This window comes from Nocardia sp. NPDC050175 (assembly GCF_044459885.1).
Taxonomy (GTDB): domain Bacteria; phylum Actinomycetota; class Actinomycetes; order Mycobacteriales; family Mycobacteriaceae; genus Nocardia.
In genome coordinates, this window is sequence record NZ_JBITJI010000003.1 from 438,973 (window position 1) to 461,023 (window position 22,051).

General features: G+C 67.0%; 23 protein-coding genes and 1 pseudogene. 14 read left to right on the forward strand and 10 right to left on the reverse strand.

Features of this window, described 5'->3' with window-relative positions; all coding sequences use genetic code 11:
- Nucleotide 1: 1 nt before the first annotated feature.
- The gene (gene ruvB, locus ACIBK2_RS12995) at nt 2-1,084 is read left to right on the forward strand and encodes a Holliday junction branch migration DNA helicase RuvB (RefSeq protein WP_396966679.1); all 1,083 of its coding nucleotides are present in this window, start codon (nt 2-4) and stop codon (nt 1,082-1,084) included.
- Nucleotides 1,085-1,708: 624 nt separating this feature from the next.
- Here the strand turns inward: ruvB and ACIBK2_RS13000 are convergent.
- On the reverse strand, nt 1,709-2,308 hold the full coding sequence (locus tag ACIBK2_RS13000) for a DivIVA domain-containing protein (RefSeq protein WP_396966681.1): 600 nt from the start codon (nt 2,306-2,308) through the stop codon (nt 1,709-1,711).
- A gap of 148 nt (nt 2,309-2,456) precedes the next feature.
- Entirely contained in the window at nt 2,457-3,122 is a 666-nt protein-coding gene (locus ACIBK2_RS13005; RefSeq protein WP_396966683.1) for a TetR/AcrR family transcriptional regulator, read from the reverse strand.
- 36 nt (nt 3,123-3,158) lie between these two features.
- Here ACIBK2_RS13005 and ACIBK2_RS13010 point away from each other — a divergent pair, with 36 nt between their 5' ends.
- Nucleotides 3,159-4,649 (forward strand): flavin-containing monooxygenase, encoded by a 1,491-nt coding sequence (locus tag ACIBK2_RS13010; protein ID WP_396966685.1) that lies wholly within the window; start codon nt 3,159-3,161, stop codon nt 4,647-4,649.
- A gap of 57 nt (nt 4,650-4,706) precedes the next feature.
- Here the strand turns inward: ACIBK2_RS13010 and ACIBK2_RS13015 are convergent, their stop codons facing one another.
- Nucleotides 4,707-6,053, reverse strand: coding sequence for a hypothetical protein (locus tag ACIBK2_RS13015; protein WP_396966687.1), 1,347 nt, complete (start codon nt 6,051-6,053; stop codon nt 4,707-4,709).
- Between the two features lie 357 nt (nt 6,054-6,410).
- Between ACIBK2_RS13015 and yajC the strand changes: the two genes are divergently transcribed.
- The 5 genes from yajC to ACIBK2_RS13040 all read left to right on the forward strand — a co-directional run bounded on the left by yajC (nt 6,411) and on the right by ACIBK2_RS13040 (nt 12,287).
- Nucleotides 6,411-6,800, forward strand: a complete 390-nt coding sequence (yajC, locus tag ACIBK2_RS13020) for a preprotein translocase subunit YajC (RefSeq protein ID WP_396966689.1) — start codon at nt 6,411-6,413, stop codon at nt 6,798-6,800.
- A 176-nt stretch (nt 6,801-6,976) separates the two neighbouring features.
- Nucleotides 6,977-8,710: a protein translocase subunit SecD gene (gene secD, locus ACIBK2_RS13025; protein ID WP_396966691.1), complete on the forward strand. Its 1,734-nt coding sequence runs from the start codon at nt 6,977-6,979 to the stop codon at nt 8,708-8,710.
- Entirely contained in the window at nt 8,707-9,939 is a 1,233-nt protein-coding gene (gene secF, locus ACIBK2_RS13030; protein ID WP_396966693.1) for a protein translocase subunit SecF, read from the forward strand. Before secD ends, secF begins: the two co-directional genes overlap by 4 nt.
- 16 nt (nt 9,940-9,955) lie before the next feature.
- Nucleotides 9,956-11,677 (forward strand): ABC transporter substrate-binding protein, encoded by a 1,722-nt coding sequence (locus ACIBK2_RS13035; protein ID WP_396966695.1) that lies wholly within the window; start codon nt 9,956-9,958, stop codon nt 11,675-11,677.
- Between the two features lie 37 nt (nt 11,678-11,714).
- Nucleotides 11,715-12,287 (forward strand): adenine phosphoribosyltransferase, encoded by a 573-nt coding sequence (locus ACIBK2_RS13040; RefSeq protein WP_396966697.1) that lies wholly within the window; start codon nt 11,715-11,717, stop codon nt 12,285-12,287.
- Nucleotides 12,288-12,297: 10 nt separating this feature from the next.
- On the opposite strand, the gene ACIBK2_RS13045 is transcribed toward ACIBK2_RS13040, so the two are convergent.
- Entirely contained in the window at nt 12,298-12,516 is a 219-nt protein-coding gene (locus tag ACIBK2_RS13045) for a hypothetical protein (RefSeq protein ID WP_396966699.1), read from the reverse strand.
- Nucleotides 12,517-12,844: 328 nt separating this feature from the next.
- Between ACIBK2_RS13045 and ACIBK2_RS13050 the strand changes: the two genes are divergently transcribed.
- From ACIBK2_RS13050 to ACIBK2_RS13060, 3 genes and pseudogenes are all read left to right on the forward strand, one after another.
- A complete protein-coding gene (locus tag ACIBK2_RS13050; protein WP_396966701.1) occupies nt 12,845-13,879 on the forward strand; it encodes a Fic family protein in 1,035 nt (344 codons plus the stop codon).
- Between the two features lie 88 nt (nt 13,880-13,967).
- Nucleotides 13,968-14,357, forward strand: a pseudogene (locus ACIBK2_RS13055) (GNAT family N-acetyltransferase); the annotation flags it as partial.
- A gap of 63 nt (nt 14,358-14,420) precedes the next feature.
- Entirely contained in the window at nt 14,421-14,813 is a 393-nt protein-coding gene (locus tag ACIBK2_RS13060; protein ID WP_396967257.1) for a hypothetical protein, read from the forward strand.
- A 37-nt stretch (nt 14,814-14,850) separates the two neighbouring features.
- Here the strand turns inward: ACIBK2_RS13060 and ACIBK2_RS13065 are convergent, their stop codons facing one another.
- Nucleotides 14,851-15,492, reverse strand: a complete 642-nt coding sequence (locus ACIBK2_RS13065) for a putative glycolipid-binding domain-containing protein (RefSeq protein WP_396966703.1) — start codon at nt 15,490-15,492, stop codon at nt 14,851-14,853.
- Nucleotides 15,493-15,528: 36 nt separating this feature from the next.
- A complete protein-coding gene (locus ACIBK2_RS13070; RefSeq protein ID WP_396966705.1) occupies nt 15,529-16,353 on the reverse strand; it encodes an alpha/beta fold hydrolase in 825 nt (274 codons plus the stop codon).
- A gap of 222 nt (nt 16,354-16,575) precedes the next feature.
- Between ACIBK2_RS13070 and ACIBK2_RS13075 the strand changes: the two genes are divergently transcribed.
- From ACIBK2_RS13075 to ACIBK2_RS13085, 3 genes are all read left to right on the forward strand, one after another.
- Nucleotides 16,576-17,178, forward strand: a complete 603-nt coding sequence (locus ACIBK2_RS13075; RefSeq protein ID WP_396966707.1) for a DUF4291 domain-containing protein — start codon at nt 16,576-16,578, stop codon at nt 17,176-17,178.
- Between the two features lie 181 nt (nt 17,179-17,359).
- A complete protein-coding gene (locus tag ACIBK2_RS13080) occupies nt 17,360-18,949 on the forward strand; it encodes an ABC-F family ATP-binding cassette domain-containing protein (protein WP_396966709.1) in 1,590 nt (529 codons plus the stop codon).
- A 125-nt stretch (nt 18,950-19,074) separates the two neighbouring features.
- Nucleotides 19,075-19,710 carry a LysE family translocator gene (locus ACIBK2_RS13085; protein ID WP_396966711.1) on the forward strand — a complete coding sequence of 212 codons (636 nt, stop codon included), beginning with the start codon at nt 19,075-19,077 and terminating at the stop codon, nt 19,708-19,710.
- Nucleotides 19,711-19,713: 3 nt separating this feature from the next.
- On the opposite strand, the gene ACIBK2_RS13090 is transcribed toward ACIBK2_RS13085, so the two are convergent.
- Entirely contained in the window at nt 19,714-20,067 is a 354-nt protein-coding gene (locus tag ACIBK2_RS13090; protein WP_396966713.1) for an MmcQ/YjbR family DNA-binding protein, read from the reverse strand.
- Nucleotides 20,068-20,076: 9 nt separating this feature from the next.
- Nucleotides 20,077-20,529, reverse strand: a complete 453-nt coding sequence (locus tag ACIBK2_RS13095; RefSeq protein ID WP_396966715.1) for a nuclear transport factor 2 family protein — start codon at nt 20,527-20,529, stop codon at nt 20,077-20,079.
- A 54-nt stretch (nt 20,530-20,583) separates the two neighbouring features.
- Between ACIBK2_RS13095 and ACIBK2_RS13100 the strand changes: the two genes are divergently transcribed.
- Complete coding sequence (locus ACIBK2_RS13100) at nt 20,584-21,084, forward strand: winged helix-turn-helix transcriptional regulator (RefSeq protein WP_396966717.1); 501 nt, start codon at nt 20,584-20,586, stop codon at nt 21,082-21,084.
- Nucleotides 21,085-21,117: 33 nt separating this feature from the next.
- Here the strand turns inward: ACIBK2_RS13100 and ACIBK2_RS13105 are convergent, their stop codons facing one another.
- Both ACIBK2_RS13105 and ACIBK2_RS13110 read right to left on the reverse strand, forming a co-directional pair.
- Nucleotides 21,118-21,597, reverse strand: a complete 480-nt coding sequence (locus ACIBK2_RS13105; protein WP_396966719.1) for a YbaK/EbsC family protein — start codon at nt 21,595-21,597, stop codon at nt 21,118-21,120.
- Between the two features lie 55 nt (nt 21,598-21,652).
- Nucleotides 21,653-22,039: a RidA family protein gene (locus ACIBK2_RS13110; RefSeq protein ID WP_396966721.1), complete on the reverse strand. Its 387-nt coding sequence runs from the start codon at nt 22,037-22,039 to the stop codon at nt 21,653-21,655.
- Between the last annotated feature and the right edge of the window lie 12 nt (nt 22,040-22,051).

The following is a 22,051-nucleotide window of genomic DNA, read 5'->3' on the forward strand; positions in this document are numbered from 1 at the left end:
CATGGATTACGAAGAAGAACCGGACGAATCCCAGGTCACGCCAAGCTATTTGAAGTCCGACGGTGAGATCGAGGCCAGCCTGCGGCCGAAGTCGCTCGACGACTTCATCGGCCAGCCCCGCGTGCGCGAACAGCTGGCGCTGGTGTTGCGCGGCGCCAAACAGCGCGGCGGCACACCGGATCACGTGCTGCTGTCCGGACCGCCCGGACTCGGCAAGACCAGCATGGCGATGATCATCGCGACCGAACTCGGCACCGCGCTGCGCATCACCTCCGGCCCTGCCCTGGAACGCGCGGGCGATCTCGCGGCCATGCTCAGCAACTTGGTCGACGGAGACGTGCTGTTCATCGACGAGATCCACCGCATCGCCCGCCCCGCCGAGGAAATGCTGTACCTGGCGATGGAGGACTTCCGCGTCGACGTGGTCGTCGGCAAAGGGCCGGGCGCCACCTCGATTCCGCTCGATATCGCCCCGTTCACCCTGGTCGGCGCGACGACCAGGTCCGGTGCGCTCACCGGCCCGCTGCGCGACCGCTTCGGTTTCACCGGGCACATGGACTTCTACGACCCCGCCGAACTGCTGCTCATCATCCTGCGCTCGGCCCAGATCCTCGGCGTGCAGATCGACCGCGAGGCCGCCGCCGAGATCGCCGGCCGCTCCCGCGGCACGCCCCGCATCGCGAACCGCCTGCTCCGCCGCGTCCGCGACTACGCCGAGGTCCGCGCCGACGGAATAATCACCCTGCCCATCGCCCGCGCCGCCCTCGAGGTGTACGACGTCGACGTCCTCGGCCTCGACCGCCTCGACCGCGCCGTCCTCACCGCCCTGGTCCGCAGTTTCGGCGGCGGCCCCGTCGGCGTCTCCACCCTCGCCGTCGCCGTAGGCGAGGAAGCCGCCACCGTCGAAGAGGTCTGCGAGCCCTTCCTCGTCCGCGCAGGCATGATCGCCCGCACCCCCCGCGGCCGAGTCGCCACCGCCGCCGCCTGGGAACACCTAGGCCTCGTCCCACCCCCCGACCTCGTCTTCGGCTCCATCGAAGTCCGAGGCCGCGACCCCCAACCCACCCCCGACCTGCCCGAGTAATCATCGAGTCGAGTCATATGGTCGCCATCAAAGATCAACTAGCGACCATATGACTCGCGTCGATGACTGCGGATAGCCTAACCGCGCAGCTCACCGTCCAGGTGCGCGCTGCTCGCCCGCCGAAATCGTCTGCCGCGCACGTATTTTGCTGCCGCGCACGAGACTGCTGGCAGTTTCATGCGCGCGGCGCGAACCGGTGCGCGTGGGCAGAGCTCAGTGCGCCTGGCGCGCGCGAACCGTGCTGCCGCGCACGAGTCTGCTGGCGATATCGTGTGCGCCGGACGAATCGGTGCGCGGCGAGTGGTGGCGTTCGGCGAGCCGTCGAGCTGACCGCCTGCTGCGCGCATGTTGTGTTGGTGCGCACGAGATTGCTGGCGGTTTCGTGCGCACCGAGCGAGTTGGTGCGCGGGACGAACCTGTCGCCTTCGGGACGAACTGGTGCCCGGCGTGAGGTTCAGCAGCGTCGAGCTGACTGCCTGCTGCGCACGGATGGCGTTGCTGCGCACGGAATCGTCCGGCGCGCACGAGATTGCTGGTAGTTTCGTGCGCGCGAGGCGAGTTGGTGCGCGGGGCGAAGCAGGTGCGCGGCGAGAAGAGTGGTGCGACGCGGGGTTCGGCGGCGGGTTATTCGCCGACGTCGCGGTGCAGGGTCCAGCGGTGGTGTTGGTGTTCGGCGTGTTGTAGGGCCGTGACTACCAGGTCCATGAAGGCGTCGACCTCGTCGCCTTGGTAGCCGCGGGTTCCCAACCGGGCACCGCTGAATCGCACCGAACGCACGTCCGCGACGGTCAGGCTGCCGGGGCCGCCGTGGGCGAGGGTGGCGGCGACCAGGTCGAGGAAGGCGTCGACCTCGTCTTCGTGGTATCCGCGACGGCCGACCGGCGCGTAGGTGAATCGCATGCGCTGCACGTCATCTGGAGTGAGGATCGAGTGCCCGTTGCCCGCCGGTGTCGGCCGGGTGCCGCGCTGGCGGGCCTCGAGTTCGACGCGGACCTGATCCAGGTATTCGTCGACCTGATCCGCGCGATATCCGCGACCACCGGGGCGCGGCGCGGCGAAGGCGACGTGGCGCAGATCGTCGGCGGCGAGGGCGCCCTGACCTGCCATGGTCGCGGCGACGAGGTCGAGGAAGGCGTCCACCTCGTCCGCGTGGTAACCACGCTGCCCGAATGGTGGTGTGGCAAAGCTGATCCGGCTTACATCCTCGGGGGTCACGGGCGACATTCTGTCAGGCCCGACCCGCCGGGCCGGTGGAATGTTCGGTTTTCGTACTCCCTGGTCTCTTGCGACCACGAGCGCCCCCTGGCGGACACGTCGGAACTGTTCCCACACCTTAACGCCGTCGGCGCCGTCAGGGGGCTTATCGATTTGCTCAATCCTTGCGGACGCCGTCGATCAGCAGCCGCCGAATGGCCTCGTTGAGACCTTGAATGGACCCGGCGTCGGTGTCGCGCAGGCCGTGCACGATGCCGGCCAGCAGCATGCCGGTGACCGCCCGCGCCGTGTTGACCGTGTCCAAATCCGCTCGCAGATAACCGAGTTCGACGCCGTGGTCGAGATAACCCGCGGTGAGCGCGTCGGCCATGTCGAGCAGGCCGTAGAGGCGCGCGGTCAGCTCCTCGTCGATGCCGGGCGCGTGCACGAGCAGCAGCTGGGCCACCCGGCGGTCATCCATCAGGATGTGCGTCAGCGCCTGGCCGATCCGGTCGGTCTGCGCGCGGTATTCGTCCAGCGTGTTGGCGGCGTCGGGCGCGTTCTCGGTGCCGAGGGTGTCGATGATCTTGGCGGACAGGTCATCGATGACGTGGTCGATGATGTCGCGCTTGTTGCTGAAGTAGCGGTAGAAGGTGCCGTGCCCGATGCCGAGGTGACCGGCGATATCGGCGATTCCGGTGCCGTGATAGCCCTTCTCCGAGAAGCAGACGAACGCGGTGTCGATGATTTCCTGGCGGAGTTCGGCTTTGCGCCGCTCGGCCCGCGTCAATGGCTTCGTCACGCCACCGATGATACAGTCGTCACAAACGGAATGATGTGTCATTCTGTGATAAACGGTTCACATATCTGGAGGTTCGGAGTGGCGCCTCAGTACGACGCGATCGTGGTCGGTGCGGGATTCGGTGGCATGGGTGCGGGCATCGAGCTCGATCGACTCGGCCTGAGCAACTACGTCATCCTCGAACGCGAGGACGATCTCGGCGGCACCTGGCACGTCAACCATTACCCCGGCCTGGCGGTCGACATCGCCTCGGTCACCTACTCGTACTCCTTCGAGCCCAACCCGTATTGGACGCGCCTGTTCGCGCCCGGCGCGGAGCTCAAGAAGTACGCCGGGCACATCGCGGACAAGTACGGCCTGCGCCGCCGCATGCGCTTCGGCACGGTGGTCGACGGCGCCCGCTGGGACGAGGAGCACCAGCACTGGGTGGTGTCGGTCGCGGGCGGTGAAACCCTCACGGGCCGTTACCTGCTCACCGCGACAGGCTTCCTGTCCCAGCCCTACACCCCGCCGTTCCCCGGCATCGATTCGTTCGCGGGCAAGATCATCCATACCACCGCCTGGGAGGACGATTTCGACCTCACCGATCGCAAGGCGGCGATCATCGGCACCGGCGCCACCGCCGTGCAGCTGGTGCCCGAGGTGGCCAAGAAGGCGAAGGCGCTCACCGTCTTCCAGCGCACCCCGATCTGGGTGGTGCCCAAGGTCGACACCGCCATCCCGGCGCCGGTGCAGAAGCTGTTCAACCGCGTGCCCGCCACCCAGAAGGCCGCGCGCCTGTTCAACACCAGCCTGCTCGAGGCGCTCATGGTGGTCGGCGTGCTGCACTACACCCAGGCCAAGCCGCTGAACAAGGCCGCGGGCATCCTGGCCAAGGCGCATCTGCGTACTTCGGTGAAGGACAAGGAAACCCGCAAGCAGCTCACCCCGCACTACGACTTCGGCTGCAAGCGCCCCACCTTCTCCAACACCTACTTCCGCAGCTTCAACAAGCCGAACGTGCGCCTGGAGACCAACTCGATCGATCACCTCGAGGCCGACGGCATCGTCACCGCCGACGGGCACAAGACCGAGATCGACACGCTGATCCTGGCCACCGGCTTCAACCTGTGGGACGTGAACTTCCCGGCCATCGAGATCATCGGCCGCGACGGCGTCAACCTCGGAAAGTTCTGGCGGGACAACCGTTTCCAGGCCTACGAGGGCATCACCGTGCCGAAGTTCCCGAACTTCCTCAGCCTCAACAGCCCGTACTCCTACAGCGGCCTGTCCTACTTCACCACCATCGAGGCGCAGATGAAGCACATGGGACGGCTCTTCGCCGAGCTGTTCCGCCGCGGCGAGAACACCTTCGAGGTGACAGAGCAGGCCAACGCGGGCTTCCTCGACAAGGTCACCGACAAGCTCGGCACCTCGGTCTTCTACGGCGGCAACTGCTCCACCGCGCGCAGCTACTACTTCAACCCGCACGGCGAGGCCGCGCTGCTGCGCCCGACCAGCACCCTCAACGCGCACCGCGAGGCGGTCAGCTTCCCGCTCGACGACTACGTCTACGGCAAGTCCGCCTGAGTCAGGACGCCCCGTTGCGCAAGCCCCGCCGGATCGGTTCCGGCGGGGCTCGCCGCGCTACTTGGCGATCTTGCGCAGCACCCATTCCGCGAGCATCGGTGTCACCATCGAGTGCTCGGTATTGGTTGCGTTGCAACAGAACTCGGTGAGCGCCGTGTGCTCGGCGGTCACCTTGCGCAGATCCTTGTCGAGGTCGACCTCCCAGGTCATCGGGTCGAAGTCCAGCGCGATCGCGCTGACCGACGGGACGAAGCAACTCCAGCGCTTCGCCTCTTCCATGTCGATGCCGAGCGTGCTGGCGACCTGGCCGAACGAATCCAGCATGCCGCCGGGTGCGCCGTCGAACGGCGCCACCTCGGTGGTAGTCGACGTGCGCGCGGTCAAACCCAGGTGCATGCCGCCGATCGGCTGCTTGTCACCGAAGGCGGGCTGATACCGCGCGGTGGCACTGCCGACCAGGCCGCCGAGGAACTTCTTGTCGAACACGATCTCCCCGGCGGGCAGCGCGGGTCCCTGTCCGTCGCCGCGCCCGTTCGCGACACCGAGCCGCACCGGCCGCTGCGGGAAACCACCCAAATCGGCCAGCTCCTGGACGAATTGGGCCCGCAACGGCGACGCGGTGGCGACCGGACCGGACGACCGCGCGTCCGCCACCCAGGCCCACAGCAACTGTTGCGCCGCGGGGCTGCGGATCAGACTGGCCTTGCTCGCTTTGCCGGGCGCGGTCGCCTCGAAGGACTCGAAGAAGTACGCCATCTGCTGCAGGATCAGCGGAATCCACGCGCCGTTGTGCGGCGAATCCCAGGACAGATAGGTCCCGGTCCGATGGTCCTCGTCGGCGCGTTCCATCGCGGCGAGCGCGTGCCGGGTGATCAGGCCGCCCATGCTCACGCCGCCGGTGATCAGCGGCGTATTGCCCTGCTGTTCGGCGATGACCTTCCCGATGCAGGCCCGCGCCACACCCGAATTGACCTGAATGTAGTCGTGCCGGGTGTCGAAACCGAGCAACACGATGTCGATTCCGGCGGCCAATAACTGATCGAACAGTCGCTCACCCGCGTCCGAGTAGGGATGGTTGAACCACTGCCACAGCCCGTCGAGGTCGCTGGGACCGTAGTTGAAACCGTCGGCGAAGATCATCGGATTGACCAGCCGCTCGTGCCCGTTCCCCAGATGCACCGCCGCCGTGCCCTTGCCGTATTTCCCTAGATAGGGATGTTCGGAAACGAGCGGCCACTCGTAGTCCGGGCGCCGCGCGGGCTCGCCGTTCCTGGCCTCCGGTGTACCGAACCACGGTCCGGCTTCGGCGCTCCGGGCCAGGTCGTACAGCTCCGGCGCGGCCAGATCCCCTGCGGCTTTCTGCAGTAGCGTTTTTACGTCGATTCTGGCTTCTTTGGCCATCATCGTCCCCTTTGTGAAGGCACAGAAGGTCCCGGGACACGGCTCGAAGAGCGATGAGTTCGTGCGTAGATCAGGCTCCCCGGCCACGCCGTCGGGACGTCCTGCGCTGATGAATTCCCTGCGATTTCAACTGTAGGGCAACGGAATTCGTTACGAGCATGTTTCCGGCCGAAGAATTTACGGGCAAACCGACCGGGCTATTCGGGCTCCGGTGGTGGCCGCGGATTCGCTGTGCGATATGGCCGATCGGCACATCCGCGCTCCCCAGCAGGTGTGCCGGTGTGGCGACGGAGACACGAACTGGCAGACTGTCGGGGTACATACCCATCCCACCCACAAGACTAGGGACTGACTTCGACGATGGAACTTCTGTTTCCGCTGCTGCTGGTAGCCCTGCTCGTGCCGATGTTCCTCGGCGTCCGCCGCCAGAAGCGGGAAGCCGCCAAGGTCACGGAGATGCAGGACACCCTCAAGGCGGGCGACCAGGTCATCACCACGTCGGGGCTGTACGGCACCGTCGTCGATCTCGACGACACCACGGTTGATCTCGAGATCGCCGAGGAGGTCGTCACGACGTGGCTGCGCGCGGCCATCCGCGAGGTGCGCGTCGAGACCGAGCCGGTTGCCGACGAGGCCGACGCCGACACGATCGCCGTCGAGCCGGCCGCGGCCGACACCAACGGCGCGCACGTGGCCGACGCTGTCGAGGAATCCGCCGCGCAGACCGAGACCCGGCTCACCAAGGACTGAGGTCCTTCGGCGTGCCCGCGCGCCGGATGCTGCCGCGACCATGGCCTGCGGGCCGCAGCCGCGGCGGCGTCCGATCCGCGGGCCCCGTCGCCTACGCCACTACTGTCCGCACCCGGCGTCGCTGGTGTGTGCCTGCCTGTTCCATTCTCGACTTCCCGCCTAGGAGATGACGTACTGTGCCACCTTCCCAGGGATCGGCGCATCCGCTCCGGCTGCTCGGCGTCTACGCCGCGCTGCTGGCCGTGATCTATGCGCTGGTGTTCTTCACCGGTGACAAATCCTCGACCCCACGGCTCGGCATCGACCTCCAGGGTGGTACCCGGGTCACGCTGACCGCCCGAACGCCGGACGGCGGTAGGCCGAACCAGGACAGCCTGAAAAAGGCGCAGGACATCATCGAGAACCGGGTCAACGGTCTCGGTGTGGCCGGGTCCGAGGTCGTCATCGACGGCGACAACCTGGTGATCACGGTGCCCGGCGACGACGGGCAGCAGGCGCGTGCGCTGGCGACCACCGCCAAGCTGTACATCCGTCCCGTGCTGAATGCCGTGCCCGCCGCCCAGCGCGGCCAAGCGCAGCAACCGGCACCGGGCGCGGTGCCACCGGGCGCACCAGGCGCACCGGGTGAACTGGCGCCCCCGGCCGCGGGTGGGGAGGCCCCGCCTGCCGCACCGACCGACGCACCTTCCGTCGGCGCGCCCGCCTCGGGCGGCGCACCCGTCGAACCGGCCCCGCAACAGCGGGTGTTCCCGGCGCAGGGACCGACACAGCCGCCCGCCGATCCGAACCTGTCGCCGCAGGAACAGGCGACCAAGGACATCCAGGACGCCAAGACCATCCGGCAGAGCGCCGACCCGACCATCCAGCAGGCCGCGATGGCCACGCTGGACTGCAGCAAGCCGGACCCGTTGCAGGGCAACGACGATCCGAACCTGCCGCTGGTCGCCTGCTCCACCGACGGCCAGGAGATCCTGCTGCTCGACAAGAGCCGGATCGACGGCCAGGAGATCAAGACCGCGAGCTCGGGCCTGAACACCCAGCAGGCGCGGCACGAGGTGTACCTCGAGTTCAAGTCCGCGGGTAGCGACGCGTGGGCCCAGCTCACCGGCGAATACGTCTACAAGCGGGTCGCCTTCGTGCTCGACACCAAGGTGGTCAGCGCGCCGACCGTGCAGCAGGGACCGCAGCAGGGTGGCCGCACCCAGATCTCGGGTAACTTCACTGCGGCCTCGGCCAAGGAACTGGCGAATACGCTGAAGTACGGTTCGCTGCCGCTGTCGTTCCAGACCTCCGAGGCCGAGACGGTGTCGGCGACGCTGGGGCTGTCCTCGCTGAAGGCGGGTCTGCTCGCCGGTGCGATCGGCTTGGCCGTGGTGTTGCTCTACTGCCTCGCCTACTACCGGATGCTCGGGTTCGTCACCGGATTGTCGCTGGTGGCTTCGGGTCTCGCGGTCTACGGCATCATGGTGCTGCTCGGCAGATGGATCGGGTTCACCCTCGACCTCGCCGGTATCGCCGGTCTGATCATCGGTATCGGTATGACCGCCGACTCGTTCGTGGTGTTCTTCGAACGCATCAAGGACGAGATGCGTGAGGGCCGCAGCTTCCGCTCGGCCGCGCCGCGCGGCTGGCAGCGCGCCCGCCGCACGATCCTGTCGGGTAACGCGGTCAGCTTCATCGCCGCCGCGGTGCTCTACATCCTCGCGGTCGGCCAGGTGAAGGGCTTCGCGTTCACCCTCGGTCTCACCACCATCCTCGACGTCGTCGTGGTGTTCCTGGTGACCTCGCCGCTGGTGTTGCTCGCCTCCCGCACGAACTACTGGGCCAAGCCGTCGGTCAACGGGCTCGGTGCGATCCAGCAGGTCGCGCGTGAGCGGAAGGCGGCCGAGGCCGCACTCGGGAAGGCGTGAACGAGATGACGAACCACACCAGCACGTCACGTACCCCGAACCCGGCCGAGACCACGGACGTCTTCGCCGCGGTGACCGACCAGCCCAAGCACGGCTTCTTCAACCGGCTCTACACCGGCACCGGTGCCATCGACGTCATCGGCAAGCGGCGCAACTGGTACCTGATCACCGCCGCCATCATCCTGATCTCGTTGGGCAGCATCATCTTCCGCGGCTTCAACTTCGGGATCGACTTCGAGGGTGGCTCGCGGGTCCAGTTCCCGGCCCAGGGTGCGAGCACCAGCCAGGTCGAGGAGGTATACCGCTCCGCGATCGGCACCGATCCGGTCTCAGTGCAGACCGTCGGCAGCGGCGGCAACGCCACCATCCTGATCCGTTCCGAGGCGCTCAACAAGGATCAGGTGGACGCGCTGAACAGCGCGCTGTTCACCAAGTTCCAGCCCAAGGGCAAGGACGGCACGCCCAGCCGCGCCGCGATCAGCGCCTCGGACGTCAGCGAGACCTGGGGCAGCCAGATCACCCGCAAGGCGCTCATCGCGCTGGCGGTGTTCCTGGTACTGGTCGCCGCCTACATCGCCATCCGCTTCGAACCGCACATGGCGATCGCCGCGCTGGCCGCGCTGGTCTTCGACGTCACCGTCACGGCGGGCGTGTACTCGCTCGTCGGCTTCGAGGTGAGCCCGGCGACCGTGATCGGCATCCTGACCATCCTCGGCTTCTCGCTGTACGACTCGGTGGTGGTGTTCGACAAGGTCGAGGAAAACACCAGGGGCATCCTGCATTTGAGCCGCCGCACCTACGGCGAGCAGGCCAACCTCGCGGTGAACCAGACGCTGATGCGCTCCATCAACACCGCCCTCATCGGCATCCTGCCGATCGTCGGCCTGATGGTGATCGCGGTCTGGATGCTCGGCGTCGGCACGCTCAAGGACCTGGCGCTGGTCCAGCTGGTGGGTCTGCTGGTCGGCACCTACTCCTCGATCTTCTTCGCGACGCCGCTGCTGGTGTCGATCAAGGAGCGGTGGGGCCCGGTGGCACGGCACACCGACAAGATCAAGGCCAAGCGAGCCGGCGCTGCCAGTGCGCGGGCGGGTGTCGAGGCGGAGCGTCGCGTCACCGCGGCGACCGGTCGCGGCTACGACGACGAACCGCGCAGGCCGAGGGAACCGGGGCAAGCGCCCCGACCGGGCGCGCGCCCGAGCGGAAAACGGCAGAAGCGGCGGCACTGACACAGGCAGGGGTTTCATGCGAAAGCCAGGTAGCCGAGCAGTACGCCTGATCGCGGTGCTGGCCGCGGGTGCCATGGCCGCCGGGCTGGCGGTCGGGTGCTCGAGCAAGAACCAGGTGCCGTCCATCGGCTATGCCGTCGACGCCACCATCGCCAGCTACAACGGCGGCAGCACACTCGGCGCGAGCACCGGATCGACCTCGGTGTTCGGCCGGGTGGTCACCGGGTTCTTCTACACCGGACCGGACGGCCAGCAGGTCGCCGACACCGACTTCGGCACCGCCAAGGAGGTGCCCGGCGACGTACAGACCATCCAGTACCGGCTCAACCCCGACGGCGTGTACTCCGACGGCGTGCCGACCTCCTGCGACGATCTGGTGCTGGCCTGGGCCGCGCGCAGCGGGCGATTCACCAAACCCGGTGACCGAGGCCAGGTTCCGCTGTTCGACGCGGCGAGCACCGCGGGCTACGCCGACATCGAGCGGGTCGACTGCCAGCCCGGTTCGCGCGACGCCACCGTGGTGTTCCGGCCGGACCGGCACTATTCGGCGTGGCGCAACCTGTTCACCGCGGGCGAGCTGATGCCCGCCCATGTCGCGGCGCGGGTGGCCAACGTGCCGAATGTGGTGTCCGCCTTGCAAACCGGTGATCCGAGCGGGCTCGGGCGGATCGCCGAATTCTGGAACACCGGCTGGAACTTCGGTTCCGGCAGCCTCGACCTGACCAAGTTTCCGTCGTCCGGGCCGTATCGGATCGAATCCTTCAGTGACAAGGACGGTTTGGTACTGGTCGCGAACGAGCGGTGGTGGGGCAACAAGCCCGCGACCGGTCGGATCCTGGTGTGGCCCAAGAACATCGATGTGAAGTCCAAGGTCGGTGACAGCGCCATGGGCGTCATCGATATCGGCAGCGGATCGGTGAAAGACCTGAACCTGGACGGTTTCCGGGTGCAGAACGTGCCGGGCCGCGGCGTCGAGCAGCTGGTGCTGGCGACCGGGGGAGTGTTCGGCTCGGTCGACATGCGCCGGGCGTTGGCGCTGTGCACGCCGCGCCAGGCACTGTTCGACAAGCTCGGCAAGATGCCGGACGCGCCCAAGGCGGGGCTCGGTTCGGGGCCGCTGAACGCGCATATCGTGCAACAGGATTCGCTGTTCTACCCGTCGGTCATCGGTGCGGCGGGCAAGTTCAACGGCGGCGATGTGCAAGGCGCGACCCAGGCGGTCGCCGCGTCGCGGGCCAACAATCCGACCATTCGCATCGGCTACCTGCGTCCCGATGACCGGCGCGCGCAGACCGTGGCGATGATCACGGAGGCCTGTAAACCGGCGGGTATCACCATCGTCGACGCCGGCGCGCCCGATTTCACGCCGTCCCAGCTCAGCGAGGGCAAAGTCGACGCCATCCTGGGCAGCACCGCGTCCGCGGCCGGTCCGGCCGGATCGCTGTCCGGGGTCGCGGCGACCGGTGCGTTGCGCACCGGTAGCGGGCTCAATTTCGGTCGATTCGGTAACGGCCGTTACGATGCGATCACCGATCAGCTTGCGGCCGACGACAACTCGACCACACAGCTGAATCTGCTCACCGAAGCCGAGAACCTGCTGTGGGCGGAGTTGCCGAGCATCCCCCTGTTCGCCACCCCGCGCACCATCGCGTTCGGCGCCGGTCTGCAGAACGGGATAGCCGCACCCAACCAAGCGGGATCCGGGTGGAATATGGACCGCTGGGTGCTGAAAAGGTGACAGGTGCTGTGGGTGTTGTGATGATGGAGGTGTGTCGATGAGTAAGCATGCGGCGATCGAGTCCGATGAGCTAGCCGCCGATCGGACCGGCCGGGCCGCCGAAGCGGTCGAACGTCTCACCCGCTGGCGCGACGACTTCCCCACTCCCGGAGTCCGTTTCGCCGACCTCACCCCCGTCTTCGCCGATGCCGAAGGCTTCCGCACCGTCGTAGACTGCCTCGCCTCCTGCGCGCCCGACGCCGACCTCGTCGCCGGCATCGACGCCCGCGGCTTCCTGATCGGCGCGGCCGTCGCCGCCAGCCTCGGCACCGGCGTCCTCGCCGTCCGCAAGGCAGGCAAACTCCCGCCGCCCGTCCTCACCCGCGAATACCACCTCGAATACGGCACCGCCGCGCTCGAAATCCCCGCCGACGGCGTCCCCCTCGTCGGCAAGCGCATCCTGCTCCTCGACGACGTCCTGGCCACCGGCGGCACCCTCGCCGCCGCGGCTGACCTCTTCGCCCAAGCGGGCGCTGAAGTCATCGCGGCCGCAGTGGTCCTGGAACTGACCTTTCTGAACGGCCGTGCGCGCCAAGGGAATTACCCTTTGACCTCCATCGTCAAGATCTAACCTGCGCGACTCAGGCTATCCGCGCGCACGAACTGCCGAGGTTGGCGCCATCGCCCACGACCTGGACCGGGACGGCGCGGCCGCTGGCGAGGCCGCCGGGTTCGAGTTCGATGGCGGCGATCATATGTTCGCCTTTCCAGGTCGGCGTCCAGGCAATCGTCGCGGTGCCGGTGTCGGGGTGATATTCGACAAGGCCTGGAATCGGCGCTGCATGGTCATAGAACGTCACTGCCGCGGGCTGTGACGGCGGTGTCGTGAGGTCCGCCGAGACGACATAGCTGCACCCGGTCAGCAGCCCGTCCGGGATATGCAGGCTGATCAGCTCGGCATTGGCTGTCGGAGCTGCAATGGCCGATACGACGGTCCGTCACGCCACGTCCACTCGCCCCTTCCTTCCCGACCTGCTCGCCGAGCGTCCGATTCATGTTCCGACGGAACTTGCCCATCGGGCTGCTTCGGTCGAACGGACTGTTCGGCGGCTCAGCTGTAGTCCCTGCGCTCGCGATCTCGAAGGGATCTCGCGGTTCCTGCTGCGTTCTGAGGCAATCGCCAGTTCCATGATCGAAGGAATCGCACCTTCGCCACAGCAGGTGGCACTGGCTGAACTCGGTCAGGAAGAAGACATCCGTGGATTCGGGGAACAGGCACGGCTGGTGGCGAACAACATCACCGTGCTGCGCCACGCGTCGACGGAGCTCGTTGATGCCGATGCGGTCACTGTCGACGACATCGTCGGGCTCCATCAGGGGCTATTGCCGAAAGAGCAGCATCACGGCCTGCGTCCGGTACAGAACTGGATCGGTGGGTCGCACTGGAATCCGCTCGACGCGGAATTCGTTCCGCCGCCACCAGACCGAGTGCCGGAGCTCATGGACGACCTCGTCGCCTACCTGAACGGCTCGACCCACGGACCACTGTTGCAGGCGGCGCTGGTACACGCACAGTTCGAAACCATCCACCCCTTCACCGACGGAAACGGTCGTGTCGGCCGCGCGCTGATCCACACCGTCCTTGCGCGACGGGGTATCGCCCCGCGTGCGCTGCTGCCGGTCAGCCTGGTTCTCGCCACACTCAGTGACCGCTATATAGCGGGACTGACCGCCTATCGATACGCTGGCGAACCGCTCTCGGATCCTGCACGTACGGGGACCGCGATGTGGCTGACAACCTTCATCGAAGCGGCCGCTACTGCCGCCGATCAGGCCGAACACATTGCGACACAGATCGATACATTGCGCCACGATTGGGCCGAACGTCTCGGCAGCTGGCGTGCAGGCAACGGCCTGCGGGCCGAACCGCGTGCTGGTTCGGCCAGTGCGCGGATCATTGGCATGCTCCCAGAAGTCCCAGTGCTGACGGCCCGCACAGTGCAGCGCATCCTGAGTATCTCCTTTCCCTCCGCCCGAGACGCGTTGGAAGAGTTGGCCGAATCAGCGATTCTGACCCGCAAGACCCTCGACCGAGGAACCACCGGATATCTTGCCCGCGAGGTACTGGACCTCATCGGCCTGGCCGAACGTCGGCTCGCCAGTACGCGATTCGACACGCGGGCAAGTCCGCCGAACCGTGGGGTCCCCGCGAATCCGCGCTGAAACTCGCTGTCGCTCTGCCGGAAAATCGGTTCGTTCCGCATTGAATTGTTCGTATTGTGGGCGGATGGGCTCGGTAGCGGTCAGGCTGATGTGTGCGGGTGACTTGCCCGGTGCCGAGCGAAGTTCTGACGAAGTGTTCCTCGATAGCGATCGGCGTGATCGGCGCGTTCGTGAGCCGGAGCCGGAACCTCGGTCGGAAGCGGGGGCCAAGCGGTGGATTGATCGCATGCGCTATTTCCTCGAGGTTGACCCGGAAGGGTGCTGGGTCGCGGCTGACGAGGGGCGGATCGTTGGATTCGCGATCTCGCAGAATCGAGATCGGCTGTGGTACTTGGCAACCTACGGTGTCTTGCCGGGGCAGCAGGGTAAGGGGATTGGGAAGCGGTTGCTCGATGCTGTGCTGGCGCATGCCGATGGGCGTCAGGGGATGTTCTCCTCGAGCGTGCATCCCGGGGCTACGCGGCGGTATCGGTTGGCTGGGTTCTCGTTGCATCCGCAGATGCGAATGGTTGGCACTGTCGATCGGGCTCGCCTTCCGGCGGTGACCGGACTATCCGAAGGGGCAGCCGACGATTTCGACTGGATGGACCGGCTGGATCAGGAGGTTCGCGGGGCTGGTCACGGTTCGGATCACCAGTATCTGCTGAACAATCACCGCTTGGTCGTGTCGCGTGGCGCGGGGTATGTGTACATCGACGATCGCGGACGTCCGATTCTCCTAGCGGCCGTTGATCGCCGAATCGCGGCGGACCTGCTGTGGGAAGCACTGGCCTCTTCGCAGGCAGACACTCTCGTCAACTGCATCACCACCGCCAACGAGTGGGCGGTGGATGTCGGGTTGGCGGCGGGGCTCGATCTCGGCCAAGAGGGGTATCTCGCCGTCCGCAGCATGCCGACTCCCGCGCCCTACCTTGCCAGCGGGCAGTTCCTCTGAGACGCATCTGGTGTCGGCCGAGCAGCGCGCGGGTAGATCAGGCTCCGGGGCGTGCGGAACCTGGGCCGCGCTGGCGTTCACCTTCGGTCACGGTGGTGGTGGGTGATACGCGGTGGCCGAGGGTGGGGTACACGACGACGAGGCCGTCGGTGTCGATCTGCAGGTCGCTGGTGAAAGATCCTGCGGCGTAGCGGACTTGGGCCCCGTCCTCGGTGGTGGTGAGATGGGTGTAGGTCTGCTTGGACGGGATCACCCGCATGCTCGGGACCTCGACGAAGGCCATCAGAAAATCGGCGATGCCGGGGTGTTGGTGCAGGCCGGTGCGGATGATCGGCATGGTGTTGGTCAGCGGGGAGCAGGCGAGGTCGCAGTCGCGGGCGTCGGCGAGGTCGGGGCGGGGGACACCGTCGACGGACCAGGTGTCGCCGTCGCGGCGCAGGTCCAGGGTGCGGTGGTCCGTTGCGGTGACCGAGGTGACCTGCAGGCGGGTGGTGACGGCGTGTTCGTCGGTGTCCAGGGTGTAGGTCACCCAATAGGGTTCGGGGAGTTGGCCGACGGACCGACCTTCGGCGTGCAGGCGCAGGCCGTCGAGGTCGATCCAGGACGACTCGAAGCCTGCGGTTTCGTCGACCTGCCAGAGGATCTGGCGGCCCTTCGGCACTTCCGACTTATCGATCATGCGACTGGATCGTATTGCCCGCGCGCCGATTCGGCGTCACAAGCCGAGTAGCCAGTCCATGGTGGCCGCACATGCGTGCAGGACGGAGACGTGGCCGTCGTCCGGTCGACTCCACAATTGCGCCTTGGGAAGTCGTCGCTGCAACCAGGCGGCGTGGGCGGGCGGGACAACGCGATCCTGTTCGCCCTGGACGAGCAGGACCGGGGCGGTGATCGCACTCAGGTCGACGCCCCATGGCGTCACGAAGGCGACATCATCGTCGACGAGCCCGTCGCTACCCGCCTCCCCGGCCCGCTGCGCGTCCGCGCCGAGACTGGACCACTGCCCGGAGAGCGCATCCCAATCGGCGGAAGTGAAACTGGCCGTATCGAATTCGGCCGTCTCCGCGAATAGCACGCGGGCAGCGCGCCCGGCCATGGCGGACCGCAGACCACCCGGCGACACCATGCCAGCGAACCAATCGAACTCGTCGGTGAAGGGCGCGAGTCCGGCCAGCGAGACCACCCCGGTGACCCGGTCCGGTAGCTCGGCCGCGCAGGCCAGCGCATGCGGTCCGCCGCCCGACGCGCCCATCACCGCGAATCGCTCGATACCGAACGCATCGGCGATCTGCTCGACATCGCGCGCCGCCGACGCGACAGTGCGCCCGGCCAGCCGGGTGGAACCCCCGTAACCGGGCCGACCATAGGACACGAGCCGGATCCCACGCTCGCTCGCCGCCGCCAGCAATGGCTCCAGCAGCGCCCCGGTCTGCGGCGAACCATGGTGCCACACAAGCACTCCCGCGCGCCCGCCCTGCTCACTGTCGTAAGCGCGAACGACCCGCCCATCCTGCAGCTGCACATCCCGCGACGCGACCATGCGGCCACGTTATCGCTACCCACCGACAAGTCCACCGGTATCTCGCGAGCCGCTCGGTCCGTTTCGCCGCCGCCCCGACCGAGCAGATCGCGGGCACCCGCCATGACGCGACCAGCCTCACCTTCACCAACGGCTGAGCCGCGGCTCGGGCTGATTCCGGAGCGTCGTCCCGATAGGGCCAATCGCGTTGGCGTTCGGCGGTCGGACTGCAAGGATCTGCGCGTGAGTGTTGCGCCGCCGATGCGGCAGGTCAGAGCTGACTACGACACGGCGACCGTGGTTGTCTATCAGGCATATCCGGCGGACATCGCCGAGGCGGCCGTCGCCGCGGGGACTTTCGTCGACCCGTTCAAGCGGGACCGGATGACGTGGATCAAGCCGTCTTTCCTATGGATGATGTATCGCTGCGGATGGGCGACCAAGCCGGGGCAGGAGCGGGTGCTCGCGGTGTCGATCACCCGCGCCGGATTCGAGTGGGCGCTGTGGCAATCCTGCCTGAGTCACTATGTGCCGGAGATGTATTCGGATCGGCGGGTGTGGATGGAGCGGTTGCGGGTGAGTCCTGTTCGCATCCAATGGGATCCGGAACGCGACCTGCATCACCGGCCGCTGGCGCATCGGTCGCTGCAGGTCGGGCTCGGCGGTCCGGCGGTGGGGCTGTATGTCGATCGGTGGGTCACGGGTATTCGCGATGTCACCGCTCAGGCGCAGCGGATCGGGCAGCTGGTGGCCGACGGGAAACTCGACGCGGCAGCGCGGGCGCTGCCGGTCGAGCGGCCCTATCCGCTCACCCCCGAGATCGCTGGCGTGATCGGCGCCGGGTAGCCCGAAAAGTGGCCGTGAACGGGTGTGATTCAAATATCACTGGCATTCGCCGCGAAAGTGTGGTTAATCTAGATGGGTCTTGTTCCCGTTGATCGGAGTCATGCAGTTGAACTCATGAGGTAGCCACTCGGGCGGTCCGCAGTCGCGCGCCGCGTACCCGTTGGGAACCTCTGGAGTCACCATGGCAATTCTGTCATTTTCCGATCTCACTTTCGCCTGGCCGGACGGCACACCTGTGTTCGAAGGGCTCGACGGCGGCCTCGGCCCCGGGCATATCGGCCTGGTCGGCAGCAACGGCGCGGGCAAATCCACCCTGCTGCGGCTGATCGTCGGCGAGCTCACTCCCGCCCGCGGCTCGGTCACGGTCACCGGCCATCTCGGCTACCTGCGGCAGGACCTCGGTCTCGCCGCGGGGCAGCGAGTCGACGCGGTGCTCGGCATCGCGGAAATCCGGAAAGCCTTGCACCGCATCGAATCCGGCAGCGCCGCGGAGTCCGACTTCGATATCGTCGGCAATCGCTGGGATGTCGAGGAACGGGCGATCGCGCTGCTCGGGCGGCTCGGCCTGCACTACGTGGCCGACTCGGCCGAACAGCTGGATCGCCGACTGGAGACCCTCTCCGGCGGCGAGACGACGCTGCTCGGACTGGTCGCCGAACTGCTGGCCGAACCAGAGATCCTGCTGCTGGACGAGCCGACGAACAACCTGGATCAGCTTGCCCGCGAACGGCTTTACGAGGTGGTCGCGCAATTCTCCGGCACCGTACTCACGGTCAGTCACGACCGTGAACTGCTGGAGCGAATGAGCACCATCGCGGAGCTGCGCCAGGGCGAACTGCGCATGTTCGGCGGCAATTTCAGTGAGTACGAGCGGATCATCGAGGCCGAGCAGGAAGCGGCACGGGCGGCGATCCGGGACGCGCGCAGCGATGTGAAGAAGCAGGCGCGCGAACTCGTCGACACGCGGATCAAGCTGGATCGCCGGATGCGCTACGGGCAGAAGATGTGGGACACCAGGCGTGAGCCGAAAATCATTATGGCCGAACGCAAACGGCAGGCGCAGGTGTCGGCGGGTAAGTTGCGCAACCAGCACATCGGCAAGCTGGAGACGGCCAAGGACCAGCTCCAGCAGACCCAGGAGTTGTTGCGTGACGATCGGGAGATCCGCGTGGATCTGCCCGATACCCGGCTCTATCCCGGCCAGGACGTGATCGAACTGGACGAGGTCGAGTTGGCTTGTGGGCCAACGGTTTCGCTGCGGGTCAGTGGCCCGGAGCGGATCGCGTTGACCGGACGCAACGGCGTCGGCAAAACCACGCTGCTGAAACGGATCTCGGCCGCGCGCCCGAGGGTGCCGTGGCGGATGCTGCCGCAACGCCTCGACATCTTCGACGAGCAACGGTCGGTGTTCGAGAACGTGGCCTCGACGGCGCCGCACGCGTCGCCGGAACAGATCCGAGCTCAGTTGGCCCGCTTCCTGTTTCGCGGCAGCGACGCCGATATCGCGGTCGCGGCGCTGTCCGGCGGCGAACGGCTCAGGGCCGCACTGGCCATGCTGCTGCTCGCCGACCCCGCCCCGAAGTTGTTGCTGCTCGACGAGCCGACCAACAACCTCGACCTGCCCAGCCTCGAGCACCTCACCCAGGCGCTGGCCAGTTTCGAGGGCGCGCTGATCGTGGTCAGCCACGATCCGCGCTTCCTCGACGACATCGGTCTGACGAGGCGGGTCGAGCTCACGCCCGATGGGCTGAGTGAGGTCGTGGACCCGTAGTGGGTTGCGAAAAGCCGCACACCCTTTGATCTTCCGCATCAGCGATTGTGGTGCGTCTGATCAGAGGGTGTGCGATAGCAATTTATTCCTGGCGGACGCACGGTGAGGTTCGATACGCTGCGCAAATGGTGCCCCTGTCGCATGCCGCAGCGTTCGCCGTTGCGGCCCTTGTCATCATCGTGATTCCCGGCCCGAATGTCCTGTTCGCGATCGGTCGCGCCCTGGCGCACGGCCGCCGTGCGGCGGTGGTGTCGGTGCTCGGCTCGATGGCGGGTACCGCCGTTCCGGTGATCGGTGTGGCGGTCGGCCTCGGCGCGATTCTCGCCGCCTCCGCGATCCTGATGACGATCGTCAAGATCGTCGGCGCGGGTTATCTGATCTACTTGGGGGCCATGGCGATTCGGGATCGGAAGAAGCTGACGCTCGCGCTTCGATCGGCCGACGCCGAGCCTTCGACGGGACGCATGGTCCGGCAGGGTTTCGTCGTCGGCGCGACCAACCCCAAGACCATCGTGTTCTTCGCCGCCGTGCTGCCGCAGTTCGCGGTGCCGGAAGCCGGTGCGCTACCCGCGCAGTTCCTTACCCTCGGTGCGATTGCCATTACCATCCAACTGGTTTCGGACACCGCGTGGGCGATGGCCGCGGGCACCGCGCGGAGCTGGTTCGCGCGCTCACCGCGTCGGCTGGAGGCGATCGGCGGCACCGGCGGGCTGATGATCATGGGCGTCGGTGCGAGCGTGGCGTTCAGCGGGAGCAACTGACCGTCAGTCGAGTTCGGCCACCAGCTTTTTCGGGGCAACCTTGCGGTAGGCGTCGTGGATGATCTCGGCGAACTCGGTCCAGTCGGGGTCGACGTCCAGTCGAACGCCGATCCAACCGCTGTGGCCGACGTACGGCGGTATGAAGAATCGTTCGGGTTCGGAGTCGACCAGTTCGGCCTGCACGCCCTCGGGGGCGGGGCACCAGATGGTCGGGCCCGGCTCGTCGTAACCGCCGTCGATGTATTTGACGAACGAGGTCTTCGAGCGCACGAAGAAGGTCGGGCAGCCGTGGCTGAGCCGTTCGCTGCACTCCGGTAGGTCCAGGCAGATCGCGCGGATCCGCGTCAACGGGTCCATGCGCGCAGTCTACGGTGCGGGCGTGCGGCGCATCGCCCTTCGCAGTACGCCGGGGTGCCTGATCAGGCCGGGAGCAAGCCACACCGCGAGCGCCGTGAGGGTCAGCCACGGTCGCAGGTGCGGGTTCAGCTTGCGGATACGGCCGTCGTCGGCGAGTTCGAGCACGAGCGCCTCGGTGAGCGGGAATGGTCCGACGGCCGCCTCGGCCAGCAGCACCTGTCGGGTTCCGTCGCCGATTCGTTCGGTCCATCGCAGGTCGGAGAGTCCGCCGTAGGCGGCGGTCAGTAGCACTCGCAGGTCGTCTTTGCCGCGGAACACCAGCCGTCCGGACAGGGGCGAGGCGAGCGTGGCGTCGGGGGTCAGCGTTTCCATCATCGCGTCGAAATCGGCGGCCTTGGTAGCCGCGCAGAACCTGGCCACTGCGTCGGTCGCGGTCGCCCCTTCGTCGGTTGCCGTGTGCATGGCACCGAACCTAACCGGAGTCACTTGCAAAAAGCAATGGACTAGGATGGCCGGATGCCCAAGGCCGCTCTGTCCGACATCGTCTGCTCGATCGCGCGCACGCTGGACGCGATCGGGGAGCGGTGGACGCCGCTGATCCTGCGCGATCTGTTCGTCGGGTTGACGCGGTTCGAGGACATCCGGCGCGATCTCGGCATCGCGTCCAATGTGCTCGCCGCGCGGCTGGACGCGCTGCAGGCGCACGGCATTGTGGAAACCCGTGTGTACCAGACGAATCCGGTTCGGCACGAGTATCTGCTCACCGCCAAGGGGCGCGATCTGTATCCGGTGCTGACCATGCTGGTGGCCTGGGGGGACACCTGGCTCGCCGGGCCTGATGGGCCGCCTGCGTTGGTCGTGCACGACGACTGCGGGAAAGTCACTGCGGGAGTGGTGGTTTGCCGGGAGTGCGGATCAGAGATGACTGCGGACAATGTGAGGTTCCATCAAGGTCCTGGCGGGCACCGTGGTCCGGGGACCATGCTCGTCGGCGACCACATGGTGGCGCCGACCTGAGAGTTCTCCGCTGGTTGATTGTTGGTCGCGCGGTCAGTTGACCGAGACGGCCTCGGCGCCAGTGGCTGCGACCAGTTCTTGGAATGTGGTCGGGAAGACCGTGTGTGGGTGCCCGGCCGCGGCCCAAATCTCCGCCTGATCGGCCAGCGTTTCGTCGATCAGTGTCCTGATCGGCACGGGATGACCCAGCGGAGCGACGCCGCCGATCGCCTGGCCGGTGTGTGCACGGACGAATTCTGCACTGGCACGGGACAGTTCGGCGATGCCGAGGTGTGCGGCGACCTTGCCAGTGTCCACCCGGTGCGCGCCGCTGGTGAGTACCAGCAGCGGCGCGCCCGCGGCGTCGAAGATGAGGCTGTTGGCGATCGCGGCGACGGAGCAGCCGAGCTGTTCGGCCGCGGCGGCCGCGGTCGGGGCGGTCTCCGGGAGTACCCGTACCCGCGGCGTCGCGCAGGCCGCGCGCAGGGCGGCCTCGACGGCGCGCACGGTCGGCTTCCTGGCGATGTCGTCCATGGCGGCGATCCTAAACCGCCGTGACTTCCGGGAGCCTGCGATTTTCTGGGGGAGCTCACCCCGCGGCGACGACCTCGACTTCGACCAGCCAGTCGTTGTCGAGGGTCTGCACCACGATCGCCGTCGTCGGCACGGCCCGTCCGCCCAGTGCCGCGACCCGGGCGGCGGCGTTCGCCTCGGCGTCGGAGGCATCGCGCAGGTAGCTGGTGAGGCGGACGATGTTGTCGACGGTCATGTCGGCCGAGGCGAGGATGGCGCGCAGGTTCGACCAGATCAGTTCGAGTTGCTCGGTGAGCGTCTCGGCTGGCTTGCCGTCTGGATCGAGACCCATTGTGCCAGAGACGAATAGCAGTCGTTGGGCGCCTCGGACCTCCATGGCGTGCACGTAGTCGTCGGCGGCGGCGTAGATATCTTCGGTCGGATTGTGCTGTAGGAGATCCACCCTCCCGATCTT